19 protein-coding genes are annotated in these 20,319 nt (G+C 62.5%); 11 read left to right on the forward strand and 8 right to left on the reverse strand.

The features are described 5' to 3' along the window. Window positions 1-5 precede the first annotated feature (5 nt). Window positions 6-3,455, reverse strand: a complete 3,450-nt coding sequence (mfd, locus tag F8N82_RS06175; RefSeq protein WP_038994347.1) for a transcription-repair coupling factor — start codon at window positions 3,453-3,455, stop codon at window positions 6-8. Window positions 3,456-3,624: 169 nt separating this feature from the next. On the opposite strand from mfd, the gene F8N82_RS06180 reads away from it, so the two are divergent. From F8N82_RS06180 to sthA, 3 genes are all read left to right on the forward strand, one after another. Further along, window positions 3,625-5,088: a glyceraldehyde-3-phosphate dehydrogenase gene (locus F8N82_RS06180; RefSeq protein ID WP_038994349.1), complete on the forward strand. Its 1,464-nt coding sequence runs from the start codon at window positions 3,625-3,627 to the stop codon at window positions 5,086-5,088. Between the two features lie 73 nt (window positions 5,089-5,161). Beyond that, complete coding sequence (locus tag F8N82_RS06185) at window positions 5,162-6,160, forward strand: FAD:protein FMN transferase (RefSeq protein WP_038994351.1); 999 nt, start codon at window positions 5,162-5,164, stop codon at window positions 6,158-6,160. Window positions 6,161-6,348: 188 nt separating this feature from the next. Next, window positions 6,349-7,743, forward strand: coding sequence for a Si-specific NAD(P)(+) transhydrogenase (sthA, locus tag F8N82_RS06190; protein ID WP_038994353.1), 1,395 nt, complete (start codon window positions 6,349-6,351; stop codon window positions 7,741-7,743). Window positions 7,744-7,785: 42 nt separating this feature from the next. On the opposite strand, the gene F8N82_RS06195 is transcribed toward sthA, so the two are convergent. Beyond that, a complete protein-coding gene (locus F8N82_RS06195; protein ID WP_038994356.1) occupies window positions 7,786-8,508 on the reverse strand; it encodes a glycerophosphodiester phosphodiesterase in 723 nt (240 codons plus the stop codon). A 28-nt stretch (window positions 8,509-8,536) separates the two neighbouring features. Continuing rightward, on the reverse strand, window positions 8,537-9,121 hold the full coding sequence (locus F8N82_RS06200) for a PilZ domain-containing protein (RefSeq protein WP_038994358.1): 585 nt from the start codon (window positions 9,119-9,121) through the stop codon (window positions 8,537-8,539). 94 nt (window positions 9,122-9,215) lie between these two features. Here F8N82_RS06200 and F8N82_RS06205 point away from each other — a divergent pair, with 94 nt between their 5' ends. The 3 genes from F8N82_RS06205 (at window position 9,216) to F8N82_RS06215 (ending at window position 12,474) form a co-directional block, all read left to right on the forward strand. Then, a complete protein-coding gene (locus F8N82_RS06205) occupies window positions 9,216-10,466 on the forward strand; it encodes a lipoprotein-releasing ABC transporter permease subunit (RefSeq protein WP_038994360.1) in 1,251 nt (416 codons plus the stop codon). Window positions 10,467-10,473: 7 nt separating this feature from the next. Next, complete coding sequence (lolD, locus tag F8N82_RS06210; protein ID WP_176470402.1) at window positions 10,474-11,157, forward strand: lipoprotein-releasing ABC transporter ATP-binding protein LolD; 684 nt, start codon at window positions 10,474-10,476, stop codon at window positions 11,155-11,157. Window positions 11,158-11,229: 72 nt separating this feature from the next. Then, window positions 11,230-12,474, forward strand: coding sequence for a lipoprotein-releasing ABC transporter permease subunit (locus tag F8N82_RS06215; protein WP_038999248.1), 1,245 nt, complete (start codon window positions 11,230-11,232; stop codon window positions 12,472-12,474). Between the two features lie 66 nt (window positions 12,475-12,540). Here F8N82_RS06215 and F8N82_RS06220 read toward each other — a convergent pair whose 3' ends face one another. Together F8N82_RS06220 and F8N82_RS06225 are read right to left on the reverse strand one after the other, a co-directional pair. Next, window positions 12,541-13,890 (reverse strand): heavy metal sensor histidine kinase, encoded by a 1,350-nt coding sequence (locus F8N82_RS06220; RefSeq protein WP_038994364.1) that lies wholly within the window; start codon window positions 13,888-13,890, stop codon window positions 12,541-12,543. Continuing rightward, the gene (locus F8N82_RS06225; RefSeq protein ID WP_038994366.1) at window positions 13,887-14,567 is read right to left on the reverse strand and encodes a heavy metal response regulator transcription factor; all 681 of its coding nucleotides are present in this window, start codon (window positions 14,565-14,567) and stop codon (window positions 13,887-13,889) included. Before F8N82_RS06225 ends, F8N82_RS06220 begins: the two co-directional genes overlap by 4 nt. Before the next feature lie 156 nt (window positions 14,568-14,723). Between F8N82_RS06225 and F8N82_RS06230 the strand changes: the two genes are divergently transcribed. After that, window positions 14,724-15,233, forward strand: coding sequence for a cupredoxin domain-containing protein (locus tag F8N82_RS06230; protein ID WP_038994368.1), 510 nt, complete (start codon window positions 14,724-14,726; stop codon window positions 15,231-15,233). Window positions 15,234-15,301: 68 nt separating this feature from the next. Then, on the forward strand, window positions 15,302-16,132 hold the full coding sequence (queF, locus tag F8N82_RS06235) for an NADPH-dependent 7-cyano-7-deazaguanine reductase QueF (protein WP_038994370.1): 831 nt from the start codon (window positions 15,302-15,304) through the stop codon (window positions 16,130-16,132). Between the two features lie 45 nt (window positions 16,133-16,177). Here queF and F8N82_RS06240 read toward each other — a convergent pair whose 3' ends face one another. Together F8N82_RS06240 and F8N82_RS06245 are read right to left on the reverse strand one after the other, a co-directional pair. Continuing rightward, complete coding sequence (locus F8N82_RS06240; protein ID WP_038994372.1) at window positions 16,178-16,441, reverse strand: DUF4404 family protein; 264 nt, start codon at window positions 16,439-16,441, stop codon at window positions 16,178-16,180. Window positions 16,442-16,565: 124 nt separating this feature from the next. After that, complete coding sequence (locus tag F8N82_RS06245) at window positions 16,566-17,123, reverse strand: hypothetical protein (RefSeq protein WP_038994374.1); 558 nt, start codon at window positions 17,121-17,123, stop codon at window positions 16,566-16,568. Window positions 17,124-17,314: 191 nt separating this feature from the next. On the opposite strand from F8N82_RS06245, the gene F8N82_RS06250 reads away from it, so the two are divergent. Beyond that, window positions 17,315-18,016, forward strand: coding sequence for an MlaA family lipoprotein (locus tag F8N82_RS06250; protein WP_038994376.1), 702 nt, complete (start codon window positions 17,315-17,317; stop codon window positions 18,014-18,016). A gap of 54 nt (window positions 18,017-18,070) precedes the next feature. On the opposite strand, the gene F8N82_RS06255 is transcribed toward F8N82_RS06250, so the two are convergent. Beyond that, complete coding sequence (locus F8N82_RS06255; protein ID WP_038994378.1) at window positions 18,071-18,370, reverse strand: PilZ domain-containing protein; 300 nt, start codon at window positions 18,368-18,370, stop codon at window positions 18,071-18,073. A 262-nt stretch (window positions 18,371-18,632) separates the two neighbouring features. On the opposite strand from F8N82_RS06255, the gene rssB reads away from it, so the two are divergent. Then, window positions 18,633-19,817 (forward strand): two-component system response regulator RssB, encoded by a 1,185-nt coding sequence (gene rssB / locus F8N82_RS06260; protein WP_038994380.1) that lies wholly within the window; start codon window positions 18,633-18,635, stop codon window positions 19,815-19,817. Next, window positions 19,814-20,296 carry an anti-sigma factor antagonist RssC gene (gene rssC / locus F8N82_RS06265; protein ID WP_038994382.1) on the forward strand — a complete coding sequence of 161 codons (483 nt, stop codon included), beginning with the start codon at window positions 19,814-19,816 and terminating at the stop codon, window positions 20,294-20,296. The genes rssB and rssC overlap by 4 nt, the downstream gene beginning before the upstream one ends. Window positions 20,297-20,319: the final 23 nt, after the last annotated feature.

Genomic DNA, 20,319 nt, shown 5'->3' on the forward strand with positions numbered 1-20,319 from the left:
TTCCTTCACGCAGATTGTGGGGTCAGGCGCTCGAACAGCGCCTCAAGGTTGTTGAAGCGTTCTTCCGGGCGCTCCATCGGCACCATGAACTTGAACTGGGTAGCGCCTTCGAACTTGTAGCGCTTGGGCTGGCCCTGGATCAGCTTGATCAGCACCAGTGGATCGACCGGGGTCTGCGCCTCGAACTCGAGCTTGCCGCCATTGGGCCCGGCGTCGACTTTCTTGATGCCGAGTTTCTCTGCCTGCAGCTTGAGCAGGGTCAGGCGCACCAGGTTCTTGGTCGGCTCCGGCAGCAGGCCGAAGCGGTCGATCATCTCGACCTGCAGGTCCTTGAGGCCGTCTTCGTCCACCGCCGAGGCGATGCGCTTGTAGAGGATCAATCGCGCATGCACATCCGGCAGGTAGTCCTCGGGAATCAGTGCCGGCAAGCGCAGGTTGATTTCCGGCCCGCCGCCCAACGGCTGGTCGAGGTTCGGCTGGGTACCCTTGCGGATGGCCTTGACCGCGCGCTCGAGCATTTCCATGTACAGGGTAAAACCGACTGCCTGGATCTGCCCGCTCTGGCCTTCGCCGAGCAGTTCGCCGGCGCCGCGGATTTCCAGGTCATTGGTGGCCAGGACGAAGCCTGCGCCCAGGTCTTGGGTATTGGCGATGGCTTCCAGGCGCTTCTCGGCGTCCGGGGTGATCTGCTGGCGCGGCGGGGTGAGCAGGTAGGCATAGGCCTGGTGGTGACTACGGCCGACCCGGCCGCGCAACTGGTGCAACTGGGCCAGGCCGAACTTGTCGGCGCGCTCGATGATGATGGTGTTGGCGCTCGGCACGTCGATGCCGGTCTCGATGATGGTCGAGGCGATCAGCACGTTGAAGCGCTTGTGGTAGAAGTCGCTCATCACCTGTTCGAGGTCGCGTTCGCGCATCTGTCCGTGACCGATGCCGATGCGTGCTTCCGGTACCAGCTCGGCAAGGTCGGCGGCGCATTTTTCGATGCTCTTTACATCGTTGTGCAGGTAGTACACCTGGCCGCCGCGCAGCAGCTCACGCAGCAGCGCCTCTTTGACCGTGCTCTTGTTCTGTTCCATGACGAAGGTGCGCACCGACAGCCGGCGTGCCGGCGGCGTGGCGATGATCGACAGGTCGCGCATGCCGGCCACGGCCATGTTCAGGGTGCGCGGGATCGGCGTGGCGGTCAGGGTAAGAATGTCCACCTCGCTGCGCAGGGCCTTGAGCTGTTCTTTCTGGCGCACGCCGAAACGGTGTTCTTCGTCGATGATCACCAGGCCCAGGTCCTTGATCTTGACGTCGTCCTGCAACAGCTTGTGGGTGCCGATGACGATGTCGATCTTGCCTTCGGCCAGGTCCGCCACGGCGGCGGCAACTTCCTTGGGCGACTTGAAGCGGCTCATCACTTCGACCGTCACCGGCCAGTCGGCAAAGCGGTCGCGAAAGCTGTTGTAGTGCTGCTGGGCGAGCAGGGTGGTAGGCACCAGAATCGCTACCTGACGGCCGCCGTGCACGGCAATGAACGCCGCGCGCATGGCCACTTCGGTCTTGCCGAAGCCAACATCGCCGCACACCAGGCGGTCCATCGGCTTGGCCGCGAGCATGTCCTCGCGCACCGCTTCGATGGCGCTCTGCTGGTCCGGGGTTTCTTCGAAGGGAAAGCCGGCGCTGAAGGTGGCGTAATCCACCGACGGATCGGCGAAGGCATAGCCTTTGCGCGCGGCGCGGCGCGCATAGATGTCGAGCAGTTCGGCGGCCACGTCGCGTACCTGTTCGGCGGCCTTGCGCTTGGCTTTCTGCCAGGCTTCGGAACCGAGCCGGTGCAGCGGTGCCAGGGCATCGTCGCTGCCGGTGTAGCGGGCGATCAGGTGCAGGTTGGCCACCGGCACGTAGAGCTTGGCGCCCTCGGCGTACTCGAGGGTGAGGAACTCGGCGGCCTGATTGTCGATTTCCAGGGTCGCCAGGCCCAGGTAGCGGCCTACGCCGTGATCGATATGCACCACCGGTGCGCCTTCGCGCAGCTCGGTGAGGTTCTTGATCACCGCATCGTTGTTGGCGTCGCTGCGCTTGTCGCGGCGCCGGCGCTGCATCACCCGTTGGCCGAACAGCGGGCTCTCGGCAACCAGGGCAATGGCCGGGTCATCCAGCAGCAGGCCTTCGTCGAGCGGGGCGATGGTGATTGCCAGGCGCGCCTTGCCGGCGACGAAGGCGCTCCAGCTGTCGACGGTTTGCGGGCGCAGCTTCAGGCGCTCGAGCAGCTCCAGCAGCACCTCGCGACGGCCCGCCGATTCGGCGGTAAACAGCACGCGGCCGGGGAATTGCTCAAGAAAACCCGACAGCGCCGCCAGTGGCTGATTGGCCTTGGCTTCGATGGCGAGGTTGGGCAGGACCTGGGCCGGGAAGCGTTCGCGGCCGACGCCGCTGTCGACGTCATCCTGGCTGACCACCACCCGTGGCCAGCTTTTGAGCCGGGCAAAGCAGTCTTCCACCGGCAGGAACAGCTCGGCCGGCGGCAGCAGCGGCCGCGCCGGGTCGATGCGCCGCTCCTCGTAACGGTTGCGCACATCGCTCCAGAAGTGCTCGGCGGCCTGCTCGACGCCCGGCAGGGAGAACACCTGGGTGTCCTGGGGCAGGTAGTCGAACAGGGTCGAGGTGTCGTCGAAGAACAGCGGCAGGTAGTACTCGATACCGGCCGGGGTGATGCCGCTGGAGAGGTCCTGGAAGATCGGGCAGCGGCGAAAATCAACGTCGAAACGCTCGCGAAAGCGCGCCTTGAAGCGCGTCACCGCATCTTTTTGCAGCGGGAACTCGCGGGCCGGCAGCAGCCGCACCGACTCGACCTTGTCGATCGAGCGCTGGGTTTCCGGGTCGAAGGTGCGCAGGGTCTCGATTTCGTCATCGAACAGGTCGATGCGGTACGGCAGCTTGCTGCCCATCGGGAACAGGTCGATCAAGGCGCCGCGCACGGCGAATTCGCCATGCTCGTAGACCGTGTCGACACAGCGGTAGCCGCTGGCTTCAAGGCGCGTACGCATCTGCTCGACATCAAGCTTCTGGCCGATGTCCAGCACCAGGCTGCTGCCGAGCAAGAAACGCGTCGGCGCCAGGCGATGCAGGGCCGTGGTGATCGGCACCACGAGAATGCCGTGATCGAGCTCCGGCAGCCGGTACAGGCTGGAGATGCGCTGGGAGATGATGTCCTGGTGCGGCGAGAACAGGTCGTAGGGCAGGGTTTCCCAATCGGGGAACGGCAGCACCGGCAGTTCGGGCGCAAAGAAACGCAGCTCCTGCTCGAGGCGGTCAGCACTCTGGCTGTCGGCGGTCAACAGCAGGGTGAAGCGTTTGGCGGCGCTGGCCGCTTCGGCAATGGCCAGGCTCAGGGCGGCGCCCGGCAGGTTGCCCCAGGTTTGTTTGCCGGCAGTGGCCGGCAGGTGCGGTAGACGCAGAACAGGCACGGGAGGTCGAGCTCCAAGCGTTGCGACAAAGACGCCAATTGTACCGGGCGCAGGCCCGCGCTGTCAGGTTTGTGCAGGCTAAAAGCATGTAGTGCGATGCTGGCGACAGGCGCTCATTGCTCGATGGGCTGCGGGGCGTCATAATGTAGCCCCTTTTTTCTGTCCCTACATGTGGAAGGTTCCCGTGACTCAGAAGCCCGACCAGTGTCTTGGTGAGTGGATTGATCGTGAAGCGCTTGCAGAAGCGATGATCCCGCTTATCGGTCAGCTCTACCGCAATAACAATGTGGTGAGCTCGATCTATGGCCGTAGCCTGATCAACCGCTCGGTGATCTCGATCCTCAAAGCGCACCGCTTTGCCCGTCATCGCCAGACCGACGAAACCGAACTGTCTGTACACGAGACATTCCCGCTGCTCAAAGCCATGAGCGAGCTGAAACTGGGCGCCGCTTCGGTCGACCTGGGCAAGCTGGCCAACAAGTTCAAGCAAGAAGGCAACGGCCGTACCGCCGAGCAATTCGTGCGTGAAGAAATGGCTGACGTGGTTGGCCAGCAAAACGCTTCGGCGCGCAAAGGTACCGACGTCGTGCTGTACGGCTTCGGTCGTATCGGCCGTCTGCTGGCGCGTATCCTGATCGAGAAAACCGGTGGTGGCGACGGCCTGCGTCTGCGCGCCATCGTCGTGCGCAAAGGCGCCGAGAACGATCTGGTCAAGCGTGCCAGCCTGCTGCGTCGTGACTCGGTGCACGGCCCGTTCGATGGCACCATCACCATCGACGAAGCCAACAACACCATCACCGCCAACGGCAACCTGATCCAGGTTATCTACGCCAAGAACCCGAGCGAAGTCGACTACACCCAGTATGGCATCGACAATGCCCTGATCGTCGACAACACCGGTGTATGGCGTGACGCCGATGGCCTGGGCCAGCACCTGGCCTGCCCGGGCGCTGCCCGCGTGATCCTCACCGCACCTGGCAAGGGCGCGCTGAAGAACATCGTGCACGGCATCAACCATGGCGAAATCAGCGCTGATGACAAGATCATCTCCGCGGCTTCCTGCACCACCAACGCCATCGTTCCTGTGCTCAAGGCGGTCAATGACAAGTTCGGTATCATCAACGGTCACGTTGAAACCGTTCACTCGTTCACCAACGACCAGAACCTGATCGACAACTTCCACAAGGGCAGCCGTCGTGGCCGCGCCGCGCCGCTGAACATGGTTATCACCGAGACCGGTGCCGCCACTGCAGCCGCCAAGGCACTGCCAGTGCTCAAGGGCAAGCTGACCGGCAACGCGATCCGCGTACCAACGCCGAACGTGTCGATGGCTATCCTGAACCTGAACCTGGAAAAAGCCACCAACCGCGAAGAGATCAACGAGTACCTGCGCCAGATGGCCATGCACTCGGACCTGCACAAGCAGATCGACTACGTGAGCTCCCAGGAAGTGGTCTCCACCGACTTCGTCGGTTCCCGCCACGCCGGTGTGGTCGATGCCGAAGCCACCATCTGCAACGATAACCGTGTTGTCCTGTACGTCTGGTACGACAACGAATTCGGTTACAGCTGCCAGGTAGTGCGCGTGATGGAAGACATGGCTGGCGTCAATCCGCCTGCTTTCCCACGCTAAGCTTGGCTTGATCGTGAAAGACGGGAACCTCAGGGTTCCCGTTTTTTTTGCCTGAATTTTCCCAGGAGGCTGGATGCGCAAAGCAGTGTTGATCGGCGCGTTGCTGAGCCTGGCCGGATGCGGGCAGGGCGACACCCTCGAGCGTATCAGTGGCCCGACCATGGGCAGCAGCTACACCGTGCAGTATGTGCGTAGGCCCCAGGGGCCGGCGCCGGAGCAGGTCAGGCGCGAGGTCGAGCGGATTCTCGAAGGCGTCGACAGGCGTTTTTCCACTTACCGCAGCGACTCGTTGACCGAAGCCTTCAACAGGCTGCCGGCCAATAGCTGCCAGCCAATGCCGGCCGATGTGCTGGAACTGGTGCGGGTTGGCGAGCGACTGGCGCAGCAGAGTGACGGCGCCTTTGACCTGACCGTGGAACCCTTGCTCGACCTGTGGGGCTTCGGTCCGCAGTCGCGTATGGAAAAAGTACCGGATGCCCAGGCTCTGGCTGCCACTCGCCAGCGGGTCGGGCATGGGCATTTGCGCATAGTGGGCGAGCAGCTGTGCAAGGATGCACCGGTGGAAGTGGACTTCAACAGTATCGCCGCCGGGCATGCGGTTGACTTGCTGGTGGAGCGGCTAAAAGCCCTGGGCATCGCGGATTTGCTGGTCGAGGCCACGGGCGAGCTCAAGGCGATCGGGCGCAAACCCGATGGCAGCCGCTGGAAAGTGGCGCTGGAATTGCCTCGCGAGGATCGCCAGATTGCCCAGCAAGTGCTGGCCGTGGACGGTTTTGGTGTGTCCACCTCCGGTGACTATCGCAATTATTTCGAGGAGAATGGCCAGCGCTATTCACACACCTTCGATGCACGCCAGGGGCAACCGGTGAAACACGACCTGGCGTCGGTGACGGTGTTTGACCGATCGACGCTGATGGCCGATGGGTATTCGACCTTGTTGTTTATCCTCGGGCCCGAAAGGGGCTGGGCGTTTGCCCACAAGCACGGGATCGCCGCGGTGTTCGTGACCCGGGTTGCCGATGGTTTCGTCTCCCGCAGCACGCCGGCGTTTGCCCAGGTGAACAGGCAGTAGCCCGTTTGCATAAATGATGTGTTGTACATGTAGTGCAGAGAAAAATAGCCTACGACGCGACCAAGGGTTAATGTGCGCGGCGTTCAAGCTTGATTAGACTGCACCCGAATTTTTTCATGGCGCCGCTGGCGGCATGAGGTAGCCCCGCCCGCCGATGTGGCGCGCGGGCCTGTTCTGAAGGAGTACGCATGGCTGTCTACAACTACGACGTAGTGGTGCTGGGTTCCGGCCCCGCAGGAGAAGGGGCGGCAATGAATGCTGCCAAAGCAGGACGCAAGGTGGCGATGGTCGATAGCCGTCGCCAGGTCGGCGGCAACTGCACCCACCTGGGCACCATCCCGTCCAAGGCCCTGCGTCACTCGGTGCGCCAGATCATGCAGTTCAACACCAACCCGATGTTCCGGGCTATTGGTGAGCCGCGCTGGTTCTCGTTCCCTGACGTACTGAAAAGCGCCGAGAAGGTGATCTCCAAGCAGGTTGCCTCGCGCACCGGCTACTACGCGCGCAACCGCGTCGACGTGTTCTTCGGCACCGGCAGCTTCGCCGACGAGCAAACCATCGAAGTGGTCTGCGCCAACGGCGTGGTCGAGAAACTGGTGGCCAAGCACATCATCATCGCCACCGGCTCGCGCCCGTATCGCCCGGCCGATATCGATTTCCACCACCCGCGTATCTACGATAGCGACACCATCCTCAGCCTCGGTCACACCCCGCGCAAACTGATCGTCTACGGCGCCGGCGTGATCGGCTGTGAGTACGCTTCGATCTTCAGTGGCCTGGGTGTGCTGGTGGAACTGGTAGACAACCGCGGCCAGTTGCTGAGCTTCCTCGACTCGGAAATCTCCCAGGCGTTGAGCTACCACTTCAGCAACAACAACATCACCGTTCGCCACAACGAAGAGTACGAGCGTGTCGAAGGCCTGGACAACGGGGTGATCCTGCACCTGAAATCCGGCAAGAAGATCAAGGCCGATGCCTTGCTCTGGTGCAACGGCCGTACCGGCAACACCGACAAGCTGGGCCTGGAGAACATCGGCATCAAGGTCAACAGCCGTGGCCAGATCGAAGTCGACGAGAACTACCGCACCCACGTGGCGAACATCTATGGCGCCGGTGACGTGATCGGCTGGCCGAGCCTGGCCAGTGCCGCCCACGACCAGGGCCGTTCGGCCGCCGGCAGCATCGTCGACAACGGCAGCTGGCGCTTCGTCAACGACGTACCGACCGGTATCTACACCATTCCGGAGATCAGCTCGATCGGCAAGAACGAGCAGGAGCTGACCCAGGCCAAAGTGCCTTACGAAGTGGGCAAGGCCTTCTTCAAGAGCATGGCCCGGGCGCAGATCGCCGGTGAGCCGCAAGGCATGCTGAAGATCCTGTTCCACCGCGAAACCCTGGAAATCCTCGGCGTGCACTGCTTCGGTTACCAGGCGTCGGAGATCGTGCACATCGGTCAGGCGATCATGGATCAACCGGGTGAGCGCAATACCCTGAAGTACTTCGTCAACACCACCTTCAACTACCCGACCATGGCCGAAGCCTATCGGGTAGCGGCTTACGACGGCCTCAACCGGCTTTTTTGAGCGGCTCCGGCCGGTGGCCTGAGCCGGCCGGGGAGACCGATTTCAGCGATTCTCGAGGGTGGCGCTGGCCAAACCGGGAAAGTCTGTAATCAGGCTGTCTACGCCGAAGTCGGCGAGCCTGCGCATCAGCGCCGGCTCGTTGACTGTCCACACCGACACGTGCAAACCCTGGCGCTGGGCCTTGACCAGGCGCTCGGGGGTGCACAGTGTCCAGTTCAACGCCAGCAAGTTGCAGCCATAGTTCTGGGCGACCTTCAATGGGTCGAGCCAGGCGTATTCGGCGACCAGTCCCCTGGAAATATCCGGCGTCAGCTCCAGCGCTGCGCCCAGCACTTCCCGAGAGCTCGAGGTGATGGTGACCTTGTCTAGCAGGCCGAACTGCTGGGCCATTTCGCGGATTGCCAGCACGGTGGTGGCAGCGCGGGTGCGCGAGGCGCTCTTGACCTCCAGCTGCCAGTGCTCGAAATCGCACTTTTCAAACAGCTCCTCAAGGCGCGGGACAGGGCAGGGCGAAACCCAGCCCGGGCCGCCCTTGCGCGCGTCGTAGGTCACCAGATCAGCCGCGCTGTGTTCAACCACCTTGCCGCGCCGGCCGGTGGTGCGCTTGAGGCTCGGGTCGTGGATCACCATCAGTTCGTTGTCGGCTGACAGGTGCAGGTCGAGCTCGCAGCGACGCACGCCGTGCCCGAGGCACTGCTGGAAGCTGGCGAGGGTGTTTTCGGGGGCTTCGCCCTTGGCGCCGCGGTGGCCGTAAATCGTGGTCACGTCTGTTCCTTCAACAAATAAGTGAAACTCAGGAGGCGCTTGGGTCGTTTTCCAGGGCCTGGCGTCGTTGTTGCGCTTGGCGTTGCAGGATGTAGCGGGCCAGCAGCTGGCGCTGGGCATCGGTGGTGTCGACGAACTCGGTGCCGATCTCGTACTGACCGTCGGCCTGACGGTCGCAATGGGTGACCTTGGCGCGCAGCAGCAGGCCCAGGGCCTGGGGCATCAGCACCATCTTCACCGCCACGCGGGCGCCGGCCGCCAGCGGCTCGGCCTGGTTGAACTCGATGCCGCCCTCGGACAGCACCACTGCCTGTGGCGCGCTCAGTTGCCCGAGCAAGGTCTGCGCGACCACTGCGCTGAGCAGGTCGATGCGTTTGTTCTGGGCCTTGAGAAAGGCCGCCAGGGTGCGGTCCTTGTCACTGAGCTGGCGCAGCAGGTGCTGGGATTCGAACTCGCTCAGGTGCAGTTCACCGAGCAAGTTGAACAGCGGTGAAGTATCTTGCAACAAGTCCGTGCCAAGCGCTTCGGCGGCGCTCAACGGGCTAATTTCCAGTGCGATCCGATCCTCGATACGGTAGTATTCGCGGCGATCTTCTTCATCTAATGTCGACATGGCGAACCCATGGTAGCGGCGGTGGTCTGAGTGTAAAGCTGCTAATCAAGCCCCGCCACAAGGACGTTCCTCTTTCATCCGAACAAGCCCCGACATGTTCAGACCTCTCTTCGTATTCATCGGCACGCGTTATACCCGTGCCAAGCGTCGCAACCACTTCGTCTCGTTCATTTCCCTGACCTCGATGATCGGCCTCGCCCTGGGCGTTGTCGTGATGATCGTGGTGTTGTCGGTCATGAATGGCTTCGATCACGAGATGCGCACCCGGGTGTTGGGCATGGTGCCCCACGCCACACTGGAAACCGGCCAGCCGATCAACGACTGGCCGGCCCTTGCCAGTCAAGTAAAGCAGAACCCGCAGGTTCTGGCGGTGGCGCCCTTCACTCAGATGCAGGGCCTGCTGACTCATGACGGCAAGGTGCAGAAGGTGCTGCTCAACGGTATCGACCCGGCCCAGGAACGCAAGGTCTCGATCATCGACGACTTTATCCGGGAGGGTAAGCTCGATGACCTGGCCCCCGGCGATTTCGGCATCATGATCGGCGACAAGGCCGCGGCCAAGCTGGGCGTCGGTATTGGCGACAAGCTGACCTTCGTCGCTCCCGAGGTCACCGTGACCCCGGCCGGCATGTTCCCGCGCATGAAGCGTTTTACCGTGGTCGGCATCTTCCATGTCGGCGCCGGTGAAATCGACGGCTACCTGGGCCTGACCAACCTGGCCGATCTGTCGCGCCTGCACCGCTGGAATGCCGACCAGGTCCAGGGCCTGCGCCTGAAGTTCGACGACCTGTTCCAGGCCCCCCGGGTTGCCTGGGACATCGCCCAGAAGCTGGGCGAGCAGGAGTTCTACGCCCGCGACTGGACCCGCAGCCACGGCAACCTGTACCAGGCGATCCGCATGGAAAAAGCCATGATCGGCCTGCTGTTGCTGCTGATTGTCGCGGTGGCGGCGTTCAACATCATTTCCACCCTGGTGATGGTGGTCAACGACAAGAAGGGCGACATCGCCATCTTGCGCACCCTGGGTTCGACGCCCGGGCAGATCATGGCCATCTTCATGGTCCAGGGCACGGTGATCGGCGTGGTCGGTACCCTGATCGGCGCGCTGGTGGGTATCTTCGCCGCGCTCAACGTCAGCGCCGCGATTGCCGGGATCGAAACCCTGATCGGGCACAAGTTCCTCAATGCCGACGTCTACTTCATCGACTACCTGCCTTCGCAGATCATGGCCGAGGACGTGTGGATGGTCTGCGGTGCGGCATTGGTCCTGAGTTTCCTCGCCACCCTGTATCCGGCCTGGCGTGCGGCACGCACCCAGCCTGCGGAGGCGCTACGTTATGAGTGAGTTGGGCATGAGTGATAAAGCAGTGCTGAGTTGCCGCAACCTGGGCAAGTCCTACGAGGAAGGCCCGGAGAAGGTCCAGGTGTTGTCCGGCTTGCAGCTGGAGCTGCACCCGGGCGAACGGGTGGCGATCGTTGGTAGTTCAGGTTCGGGCAAGAGTACCTTGCTCAACCTGCTCGGCGGCCTCGATACCCCTACCGAAGGCAGCGTCTGGCTGGCCGGCGAAGAACTCTCGGCACTGGGCGAGCGCGCCCGCGGCCTGCTGCGCAACCGCGCCCTGGGCTTCGTCTACCAGTTCCACCACCTGCTGCCGGAATTCACCGCGCTTGAGAACGTGTGCATGCCACTGCTGATCGGGCGCACGGCCATCCCCGAAGCCCGTGAGCGCGCTGAAGCGCTGCTCAAACGCGTCGGCCTGGGCCATCGCCTGAGCCACAAGCCGGCCGAGCTGTCCGGTGGCGAGCGTCAGCGCGTAGCCATCGCCCGGGCACTGGTCAACCGGCCGGGGCTGGTGATGCTCGACGAGCCCACCGGCAACCTCGACCACCATACCGCCCAGGGTATCCAGGACTTGATGCAGGAGCTCAGCAGTTCTTCGCAAACGGCCTTCCTGGTGGTGACCCACGATCTCAACCTGGCGCGCCAGATGGACCGCGTACTGCGCCTGGATGACGGGCACCTGGTACCGATCTGATTGCCCGCGCAACGTGCCCGCCGCGTTCAGGCGGGCACCTGGTTCCTTTTCTTTACCCGGGTGCTTTCGTTCATGTTCAGACCCTTGTCTATTTTCATCGGCGCGCGCTACACCCGCGCCAAGCGCCGCAACCATTTCATCTCGTTCATTTCCATGACCTCGATGATCGGCCTGTCCCTGGGCGTGTTGGCGATGATCGTGGTGCTGTCGGTGATGAACGGCTTCCAGCGTGAAATGAGCTCGCGCATCCTCGGTATGGTGCCGCACGCCAGCGTGCTCGGTGCCCAGCCGCTGGATGACTGGCGGCCGGTGGCGGCCCAAGCCTTGAAGAACCCTGAAGTGATCGCTGCTGCGCCACTGACCGAAATGGAAGGCATGCTCTCCTACAAGGGCTCGATGCAGCCGATCCAGGTCAGCGGCATCGACCCGGCCGAGGAGGGCAAGGTGTCGATCGTGGCCCAGCATATCGTTCAAGGCAGCCTCGAAGACCTCAAGCCGGGCGAGTTCGGCGTGGTTATCGGTGAAATCACCGCACGGCGTTTTCGCCTCAATGTTGGCGACAAGCTGACCCTGATCGTGCCGGAAGTCAGCAGCGCACCGGGTGGCATCACCCCGCGCATGCAGCGCCTGAACGTGGTCGGGGTATTCAAGGTCGGCGCCGAGCTGGATGGCTCGCTGGGCCTGATGCACATGGCCGACGCCGCGCAGATGCAGCGTTGGGCGCCGAACCAGGTGCAGGGCGTGCGCCTCAAGGTCAAAGATTTGTATGCCGCGCCGCAGGTGTCCAAGGCGATTACCGCGAGCCTGGGCGAGCAGTACCGCGCCGATGACTGGACCCACACCCAGGGCAGCCTGTTCAGCGCGATGAAGATGGAAAAGACCATGATCGGCCTGTTGCTGCTGCTGATCATCGCCGTGGCGGCGTTCAACATCATTGCCACGCTGATCATGGTGGTCAACGACAAGGGTGCCGATATCGCCATCCTGCGTACCATCGGCGCGACGCCGGCGCAGATCATGGGCACCTTCATGGTTCAGGGCAGCTTGATCGGTATCGTCGGTACCTTGATCGGCGGCGTGCTCGGGGTGATCGCAGCGCTGAACGTCAGCCAGATCGTCGGCTGGCTGGAGCGGGTCAGCGGCCAGCACATTTTTACCTCGGACGTGTACTTCATCAGCACCTTGCCGTCGGAGCTGCAGTGGGGCGACGTGGCGCTGATCTGCAGTGCCGGCCTGATCATGAGCTTCCTGGCGACGCTGTATCCGGCGTGGCGGGCATCGCAGGTAGAGCCGGCGTACGCCTTGCGTTACGAGTGATGGCTGTTCGCGGGGCAAGCCCGCTCCTACACCGGCTGTAGGAGCGGGCTTGCCCCGCGATAGTATTCACACCGTCGGCAAATCGACCACAAATCGGGTCCAGCCCCCAGCCGACTCCCCACGAATACTCCCGCCGTGCGCCTGCACAATCGAGCGGGTGATCGCCAGTCCCAATCCCGCATGCTCGCTACTGCCTTCGCGCCGCGCCGGGTCCGCGCGATAGAAACGGTCGAACAGCTTTGGCAGCAACGCCGGGGCAATCGGCTCACCACGGTTGGCCACCTGCAGCCGCACCAGGCCTTCCAGCTGTTCAAGCGTGACGCGAATCTCGCCGCCGGCCGGGGTAAAGCGCAAGGCATTGTCGAGCAGGTTGGACAGCGCCCGGCGCAGCATGTGCCGGTCGCCTGTCAGCGGCGCCTGGCCCTCGCGGCTCAAGGTCACCTCGGCTTCTTCGGCGAGCGGTGCGTAGTACTCAAGCAAGGCATCGGCCTCGTCTTCAAGCGCCAGTTGCTGGCGGCTGGGCATCAGCAAGCCGTGGTCAGCCTTGGCCAGGTAGAGCATGTCGTTCACCAGTTGCGCCATCCATTGCAGTTCTTCGAGGTTGCTGTGCAGCGCCTCGCGGTATTCATCCAGGCTGCGCGGCCGGGTCAGGGTCACCTGGGTGTGGGTCAGCAGGTTGGACAGCGGCGTGCGCAGCTCGTGGGCAATATCGGCAGAGAACGCCGAGAGGCGTTGGAAGGCATCGTCCAGGCGTTCGAGCATGGCGTTGACGGTCTGTGCCAGTTCCGCCAGCTCCAGCGGCATTTGCCCTTCGGGCAAGCGCGTGGTCAGCGAGCGCGCCGACACCCTCGAGGCCACTTCGCCCATCTGCCGCAATGGTCGCAGCCCGCTGCGTGCGGCCCAGGCCCCGAGCAGTGCGGTCGCCAGCGCCGAGAGGCCGACGGTAAGCCAGATCAACTGTTGCATGCGCTGGAGGAAATGCTGGTGGTGGGTGATGTCGAGAAACAGCGTCAGCTGCGCGTCGCCGTCGTTGAGGTTGACGCACAGGCTGCGGTAGTCGATGCCGCTGCTGTACAGGGTGCTGAGGCCGAGCACCTGCGGTGAATCGGGCAGGCCTGTCTGGCTGTCGAACCAGGTACGCCCGTCACGGCCACGAATGCGCACGGCAAGGTCGGCCTGGTGGCTGAGTTCGGTTTGCAGGGCGGGCAGGCGCAGGGCGAGGCTGGCCGGGTCATCTACCCCTTCGAGCATCTGGCGCAACAGCGACAGGCGACTGTTGAGCAATTGCTGGTCGAGCTCAATGAAGTGGGTGGCGCTGGCGCGGCTGAAGAGGATGCCGGCGCTCAGCGACACCACTGCAGTGCAGGCGGCAAACAGCAGCGCCAGGCGGCTGCCGAGGGACAGGCGCCGCATCAGGCGCTGCGCTCTTCAAGCACATAACCCATGCCGCGTACGGTATGAATCAGCTTGTTGTCGTGGGCATCGTCGATCTTCAGGCGCAGGCGGCGGATCGCCACTTCGATGACGTTGGTGTCGCTGTCAAAGTTCATGTCCCACACCTGCGAGGCGATCAGCGATTTTGGCAGCACCTCGCCCTGGCGGCGTAGCAGCAGTTCGAGCAGGGCGAACTCCTTGGCGGTCAGGTCGATGCGCTGGCCTGCGCGTTCGACCCGGCGGCGGATCAGGTCCAGGCGCAGGTCGGCCAGGCCCAGGCTGGTTTCCTGCGCCGGGCTGCTGCCACGGCGCAGCAGGCTGCGCACCCGCGCCAGCAGTTCGGAGAAGGCAAAAGGCTTCACCAGGTAATCGTCGGCGCCCAGTTCCAGGCCGTGCACGCGGTCTTCGACGGCGTCGCGGGCGGTGAGGAACAGCACCGGGATTTCCAGGCCGGCAGCGCGCACGGCCTGGAGGATCTGCCAGCCATCGCGACCGGGCAGCATGACATCCAGGATCAGCAAATCGTAGTCGCCGGTCAGGGCCAGGTGTTGGCCGGTGTTGCCGTCGCTGGCAAGCTCGGTGGCGAAGCCCGCTTCACTGAGGCCCTGGCACAGGTACTGGCCAGTCTTGGTCTGGTCTTCGACGATCAACAGTTTCATCGGCTGGCTCTTTAGCGTGGATTGCCGGAGGGTTATACCGCGCCGGGCGTGCCGGGTGGCCAAGCTGACAAAGTTGTAATCTTTTTGTCAGGTGACTGCCAGCGGCGGTTTTCTACAGTGAAGCCTGAATCGTCGCAACCCTGGAGTGGGCTTGAAATGAAACAGCTTTATATCGTCGGCGCCCTGGCGCTGTTCAGCCTTCCGGTCCTGGCATCGCCCGCGCATTCCTACGCCTTCGGGCAACCTGCGCCCGCGAGCAAGGCCACCCGCACTGTCGAGGTGGTGATGGGCGACATGTATTACGCGCCGCGCAGCCTTGAGGTCAAGGCCGGGGAGACCGTGCGCTTCGTGCTGGTCAACAAGGGTGCGGTCGTCCATGAGTTCAGCCTGGGTGATGCGCTGATGCATGCCAAGCATCAGAAAGAAATGCTCGCCATGCAAGGCCAGATGGATCATTCGGGCATGGGCCACGGCACTATGAACCATGGCAGCATGAAGCAAGGCGCGAGCATGCAGCATGACGACCCGAACACGGTGATGGTCGAACCGGGCAAAAGCGCCGAACTGACGTGGACTTTCAGCCAGTCGACGCCAATCGAGTTCGCCTGCAACGTCCCCGGTCATTACCAGGCCGGCATGGTCGGCAGGCTGACCATCGGCCAATAACAGCCGATTGCCCAAAGCATGGCTTAAAACCGATAAACTAGGCGCATTTGCTCCTACAGGTTTTAGCCATGCATCCTGCCGCCGAACATTCTCCGCTGGGTAAATCCAGCGAATACGTCTGCACCTACACACCCTCGCTGCTGTTCCCGATCCCGCGGGCAGCAAAATGGGCCGAGCTGGGCGTCAGCGCCGAAACCCTGCCATGGCTGGGCGTCGACTTCTGGAACTGCTTCGAGCTGTCCTGGCTGCTGCCGTCGGGCAAGCCAATGGTGGCCATCGGCGAGTTCGCCATCCCTGCCGATTCGCCGAACATCATCGAGTCGAAGTCGTTCAAGCTGTACCTCAACTCGCTGAACCAGACCGTATTCGAATCGCCCGCAGCGCTGCAGGCGTGCCTGGTCAAGGACCTCTCCGCTGCCGCCGGCAAGCCGGTGGGCGTGCAGATCCGCAGCCTGGCCGAAGTCGAAGGGCAGGGCGTGGTCGGCCTGCCGGGTGTGTGCATCGATGAGCTGGATATCAGCATCAGCAATTACGAGCAGCCTCAGCCGGAGTTGCTGCGGTGCGACAGCGCCAACATCGTTGAAGAGACCCTGCACAGCCATTTGCTCAAGTCCAACTGCCCGGTCACGGGCCAGCCGGACTGGGGTAGCGTCACTGTGCATTACCGTGGCGCGGCGCTGGACCATGCCAGCCTGCTGACCTACCTGATCAGCTTCCGCCAGCATGCCGACTTTCATGAGCAGTGCGTCGAGCGCATCTACCTCGACCTCAAGCGCCTGCTCAACCCCGAGCACCTGACGGTCTACGCCCGTTACGTGCGCCGCGGCGGGCTGGATATCAACCCGTACCGCAGCACCGGCCAGGTGACCCTGGCGAACCTGCGACTGGTTCGCCAGTAACGAAAAAGCCCCGTTCGATGACGGGGCTTTTTTATTCAGGTGGGCTTAGATGCCCATGCTGTGCAAGCTTACGGCGAGTCGGCGCAAGATGCCGGTCAAGCTGGGGTGGTTGGCTTCAAAGGTTTCCACAGCCAGGTTGACGCTATCGACCAGATCGTTATCAGGGCTTGCAGCTTCCAGCTCGAGCTTTGCCTCGATTTGCTGCATCAGCTCATGCAGGTGTTTACGCTCGGTTTCGGAAAGCGGCGGATTTTGCTCCAGTTGCTCGCGCAGCTCATTGAGTTGCTCTTGCAGTTCGCGGGCAGGCATGGGTGTACTCCCTCTATGAATAGGCACAGTCATGGACCCCGGCAGCGGGTGAAAGGTCCATACCCTGTCTACTAGAGTAATCCACCGGCCGGTGCTTTGCATGACCCTGATCAATGGCGCTGTTTCAGGGTTTTTCGCCTTTGCGCCGGCGTTGGCCGATATCGGCCAGGCAGTCGGCCAGGGCTTCCAGGTGATCGATCACCGAATGCACGCCGAGGCTGAACAGCTGCAAGGTGGCCTGGCCACGCCTGCGTTCCTGCTCCTGTGCGCTCAGCGCCTGCCACTGCTGGCTGTTGCGCCCGCAAGAGGCCAGGCCGATGGTCCACAGCCCGGCGTTGAGGGCCGATTGCAGCAGGCGCGGCTCGCCGCTGACCAGCACACAACCCTCGAGCTTGTCCGCCTTGAGGCCCATCAGCGCCTGCCAGCAGGCGTCGGGTGCCGGCCAGGGCGTTGTACAGGCGGGATAGGCGTGCAGCCAGGCCGGCAACGGGCTGGCAAGCAGTGTGCCGTCTGCGGCCGGAAGCTCATCTAACCAGGCACAAGGAACCTTTTGCTGGTGGAGCCAGTCAAGGGTGGGCAGCGCGCCCGGGGTAGGGCAAGGGGATTCAGGGTTGGCGTGCTCATCTACAAGGCAACCGCGCAAGCCAAACAGCAAGGCAGTGATGGCGGGGGAGTCTGACATGGCAACGTCCCTGAAATAACCTGCAGGCTACGCTGGGTTTGTGACCTTTTGGTGACGCGACCGATACACAGTCGTTCACATTTTAGCGGCGCTGTTTATGCCAAGCTGCTTAACTGCGGTACAGGCTTTATACTAGTTTCATTTTTCGGCACAGGACGCCCAGCGTCTGCCCTAGTTCGAGGAGTAACTTTATGCGTAGGATCGGCCTGATCGATCGGATGACCCGGGCCTGTGTCTGTGCCGGTCTGCTGGTGGCGCCGGTAATCGCGGCTCAGGCGGCGACGGAAGAAGACCCTTGGGAAAGCATCAACCGGCCGATCTTCCGCTTCAACGACACGGTTGACACCTATGCGCTCAAGCCGCTGGCCAAGGGTTACCAGGCGGTCACCCCGCAGTTCCTCGAAGACGGCATCCACAACATGTTCCGTAACCTGGGCGACGTCACCAACCTGGCCAACAACGTGCTGCAACTCAAGCCGCACGCGGCCGGCGTCGACACCGCGCGGCTGATCGTCAACACCACCTTCGGTATTGGCGGGTTCTTTGATGTCGGTACCAAGATGGGCCTGCAGCGCAACGACGAAGACTTCGGCCAGACCCTCGGCTACTGGGGCGTGGGCAGTGGCCCGTACGTGATGCTGCCGTTGCTCGGCCCGAGCACCGTGCGCGACGCGATCGCCAAGTACCCGGACACCTACACCGAACCCTACCGCTACATCGATCATGTGCCGACCCGCAACACCGCTGCCGCCGTCGATGTGGTCGACACCCGCGCCAGCCTGCTGTCGGCAGAAAAGCTGATCAATGGCGACAAATACATCTTCATTCGCAATGCTTATCTGCAAAATCGCGAATTCAAGGTCAAGGATGGTGAAGTCGTCGACGACTTCTGATCCGCGCGGGTAAACAAAAGGCGACCTTCAGGTCGCCTTTTTTTGTGTCTGCATTTATTTCATCTTCAGGATGCGCAGGCCAAGCTTCTGTTCGCCGCCCGCCTGGTCGGCAATCCATACCACCTCGGCGCTCGCTTCCAGGCCCTGCAGCGCCTGGTGCTCGGAATCGATCCGTACCTCGAGGCTATCGCCGACCTTGAACTGATGCGGCGCCTGGACCTGCATGCCACTGCTGGAGAGGTCCAGGCAGACGGCGGCGATGACTTGATCCTCGAGGATCAGGCTGATATCTGCGTCCACCCGCATGCGAATGAAATCGCGCTTCTCGCTGTAGTTCGTGTGTACTGAACTCATGTCTGCATCCTTTCATTGCGTTGCGGTTGGAGGGGTTTTTATAACTCCCGGTGCTTTCGGCTGTAAAGAGCATCGGCGACCATCGGTGTGCCCTTGAAACGCCCGGCGGATGGGAGTACCGTCTGCGCCTTACAAGGCACCTCTGCTATTTGCCGGACAGGTTTTCATGTCCTACAACTCATAGAAGAGTAGCTCGAAGTGAATCCAGTACGTGGGCCGATGCTCACCTACGCCCAACCTATTCCTGGCGCCGTTTGCCCACATGCAGAAAACCAGTGCAACGCTGCTGATAATCGATGACGACGACGTCGTACGTGCGAGTCTTGCCGCCTACCTGGAAGACAGCGGTTTCAGCGTCCTGCAGGCAAGCAATGGCCAGCAGGGCCTTCAGGTCTTCGAACAGGAACACCCTGATCTTGTGATCTGCGATCTGCGCATGCCGCAAATGGGCGGCCTGGAGCTGATTCGCCAGGTGACCGAGCGCGCGCCGGAACTGCCGGTGATCGTGGTATCGGGCGCCGGGGTGATGAACGACGCCGTCGAGGCCCTGCGCCTGGGCGCGGCCGACTACCTGATCAAGCCGCTCGAAGACCTCGCAGTCCTCGAGCATTCGGTTCGCCGGGCCCTGGACCGCGCGCGCCTGGTGCTGGAAAACCAGCGCTACCGGGAAAAGCTTGAAACTGCCAACCGCGAGCTTGAGGCCAGCCTGCACCTGCTGCAGGAAGACCAGACCGCCGGGCGTCAGGTGCAGATGAACATGCTGCCGGAAAGCCCCTGGGTGGCCGACGACCTGTCGTTCGAGCACCAGATCATTCCGTCGTTGTACCTGTCGGGCGACTTTGCCGACTATTTCCGTGTCGATGACCGGCGCATTGCCTTTTATCTGGCAGACGTTTCCGGGCATGGCGCTTCATCAGCCTTCGTCACCGTGCTGCTGAAGTTCATGACCACGCGCCTGCTGTTCGAATTCAAGCGCGGCGGCAAGCTGCGCGACTTCAAGCCCTCGGAAGTGCTCGGGCACATCAACCGCGGCCTGATCAACTGCAAGCTGGGCAAGCATGTGACCATGGTCGGCGGTGTGATCGACGAAGATACGGGTATCATGACCTACAGCATCGGTGGTCACCTGCCGTTGCCAGTGCTTTACACCCCGAGCCAGAGCCGTTACCTGGAAGGCCGCGGATTGCCGGTCGGTTTGTTCGAGGAGGCGACCTACCAGGACCATGTCCTGGAGTTGCCGCCGCAGTTCAGCCTGACCCTGCTATCTGATGGCATTCTGGACCTTTTGCCCGGTGACACACTCAAAGATAAAGAGGCGGCCCTGCCTGAAATCATCAAGGCCGCAGGCGGTAGTCTGGATGGGCTGCGCCAACGATTCGGATTAGCTACGCTTGGGGAGATGCCGGATGATATCGCCCTATTGGTGTTGAGCAGGAACCTTCAATGAGTACGGGTAGAATCCAGTTCGCCGAGCAGAATGGCACCTTCGTGCTGAAGTTTGTCGGTGAAGTGCGCCTGACCTTGTGTTCGGCGCTGGATGCGACGATTGAAAAGATCTTCACGGCGCTGAATTTCTCGGCGATCGTCATCGATCTGACAGAAACCCATAGCATCGACAGCACCACCCTGGGCTTGCTGGCCAAGCTCTCGATCCTGTCGCGGCAAAAGGTCGGGCTGTTGCCAACGGTGGTCACCACCCATGCCGACATCACCCGCCTGCTGCAGTCGATGGGCTTCGACCAGGTGTTCAACATCGTTGACCGGCCGATCCCGTGCCCCGAGTGCCTGACCGACCTGCCGTCGCAGGATCAGAACGAGGACGTGGTGCGCTCCAAGGTGCTCGAAGCGCACAAGATCCTCATGGGCCTGAACGACTCCAACCGCGAAGCCTTCCACGACCTGGTCAACGCCCTCGAGCGTACCTGAGCGTCGACCGGGGCGCCGTTCCA

The organism is Pseudomonas fluorescens, from assembly GCF_902497775.2.
Taxonomy (GTDB): domain Bacteria; phylum Pseudomonadota; class Gammaproteobacteria; order Pseudomonadales; family Pseudomonadaceae; genus Aquipseudomonas; species Aquipseudomonas putida_F.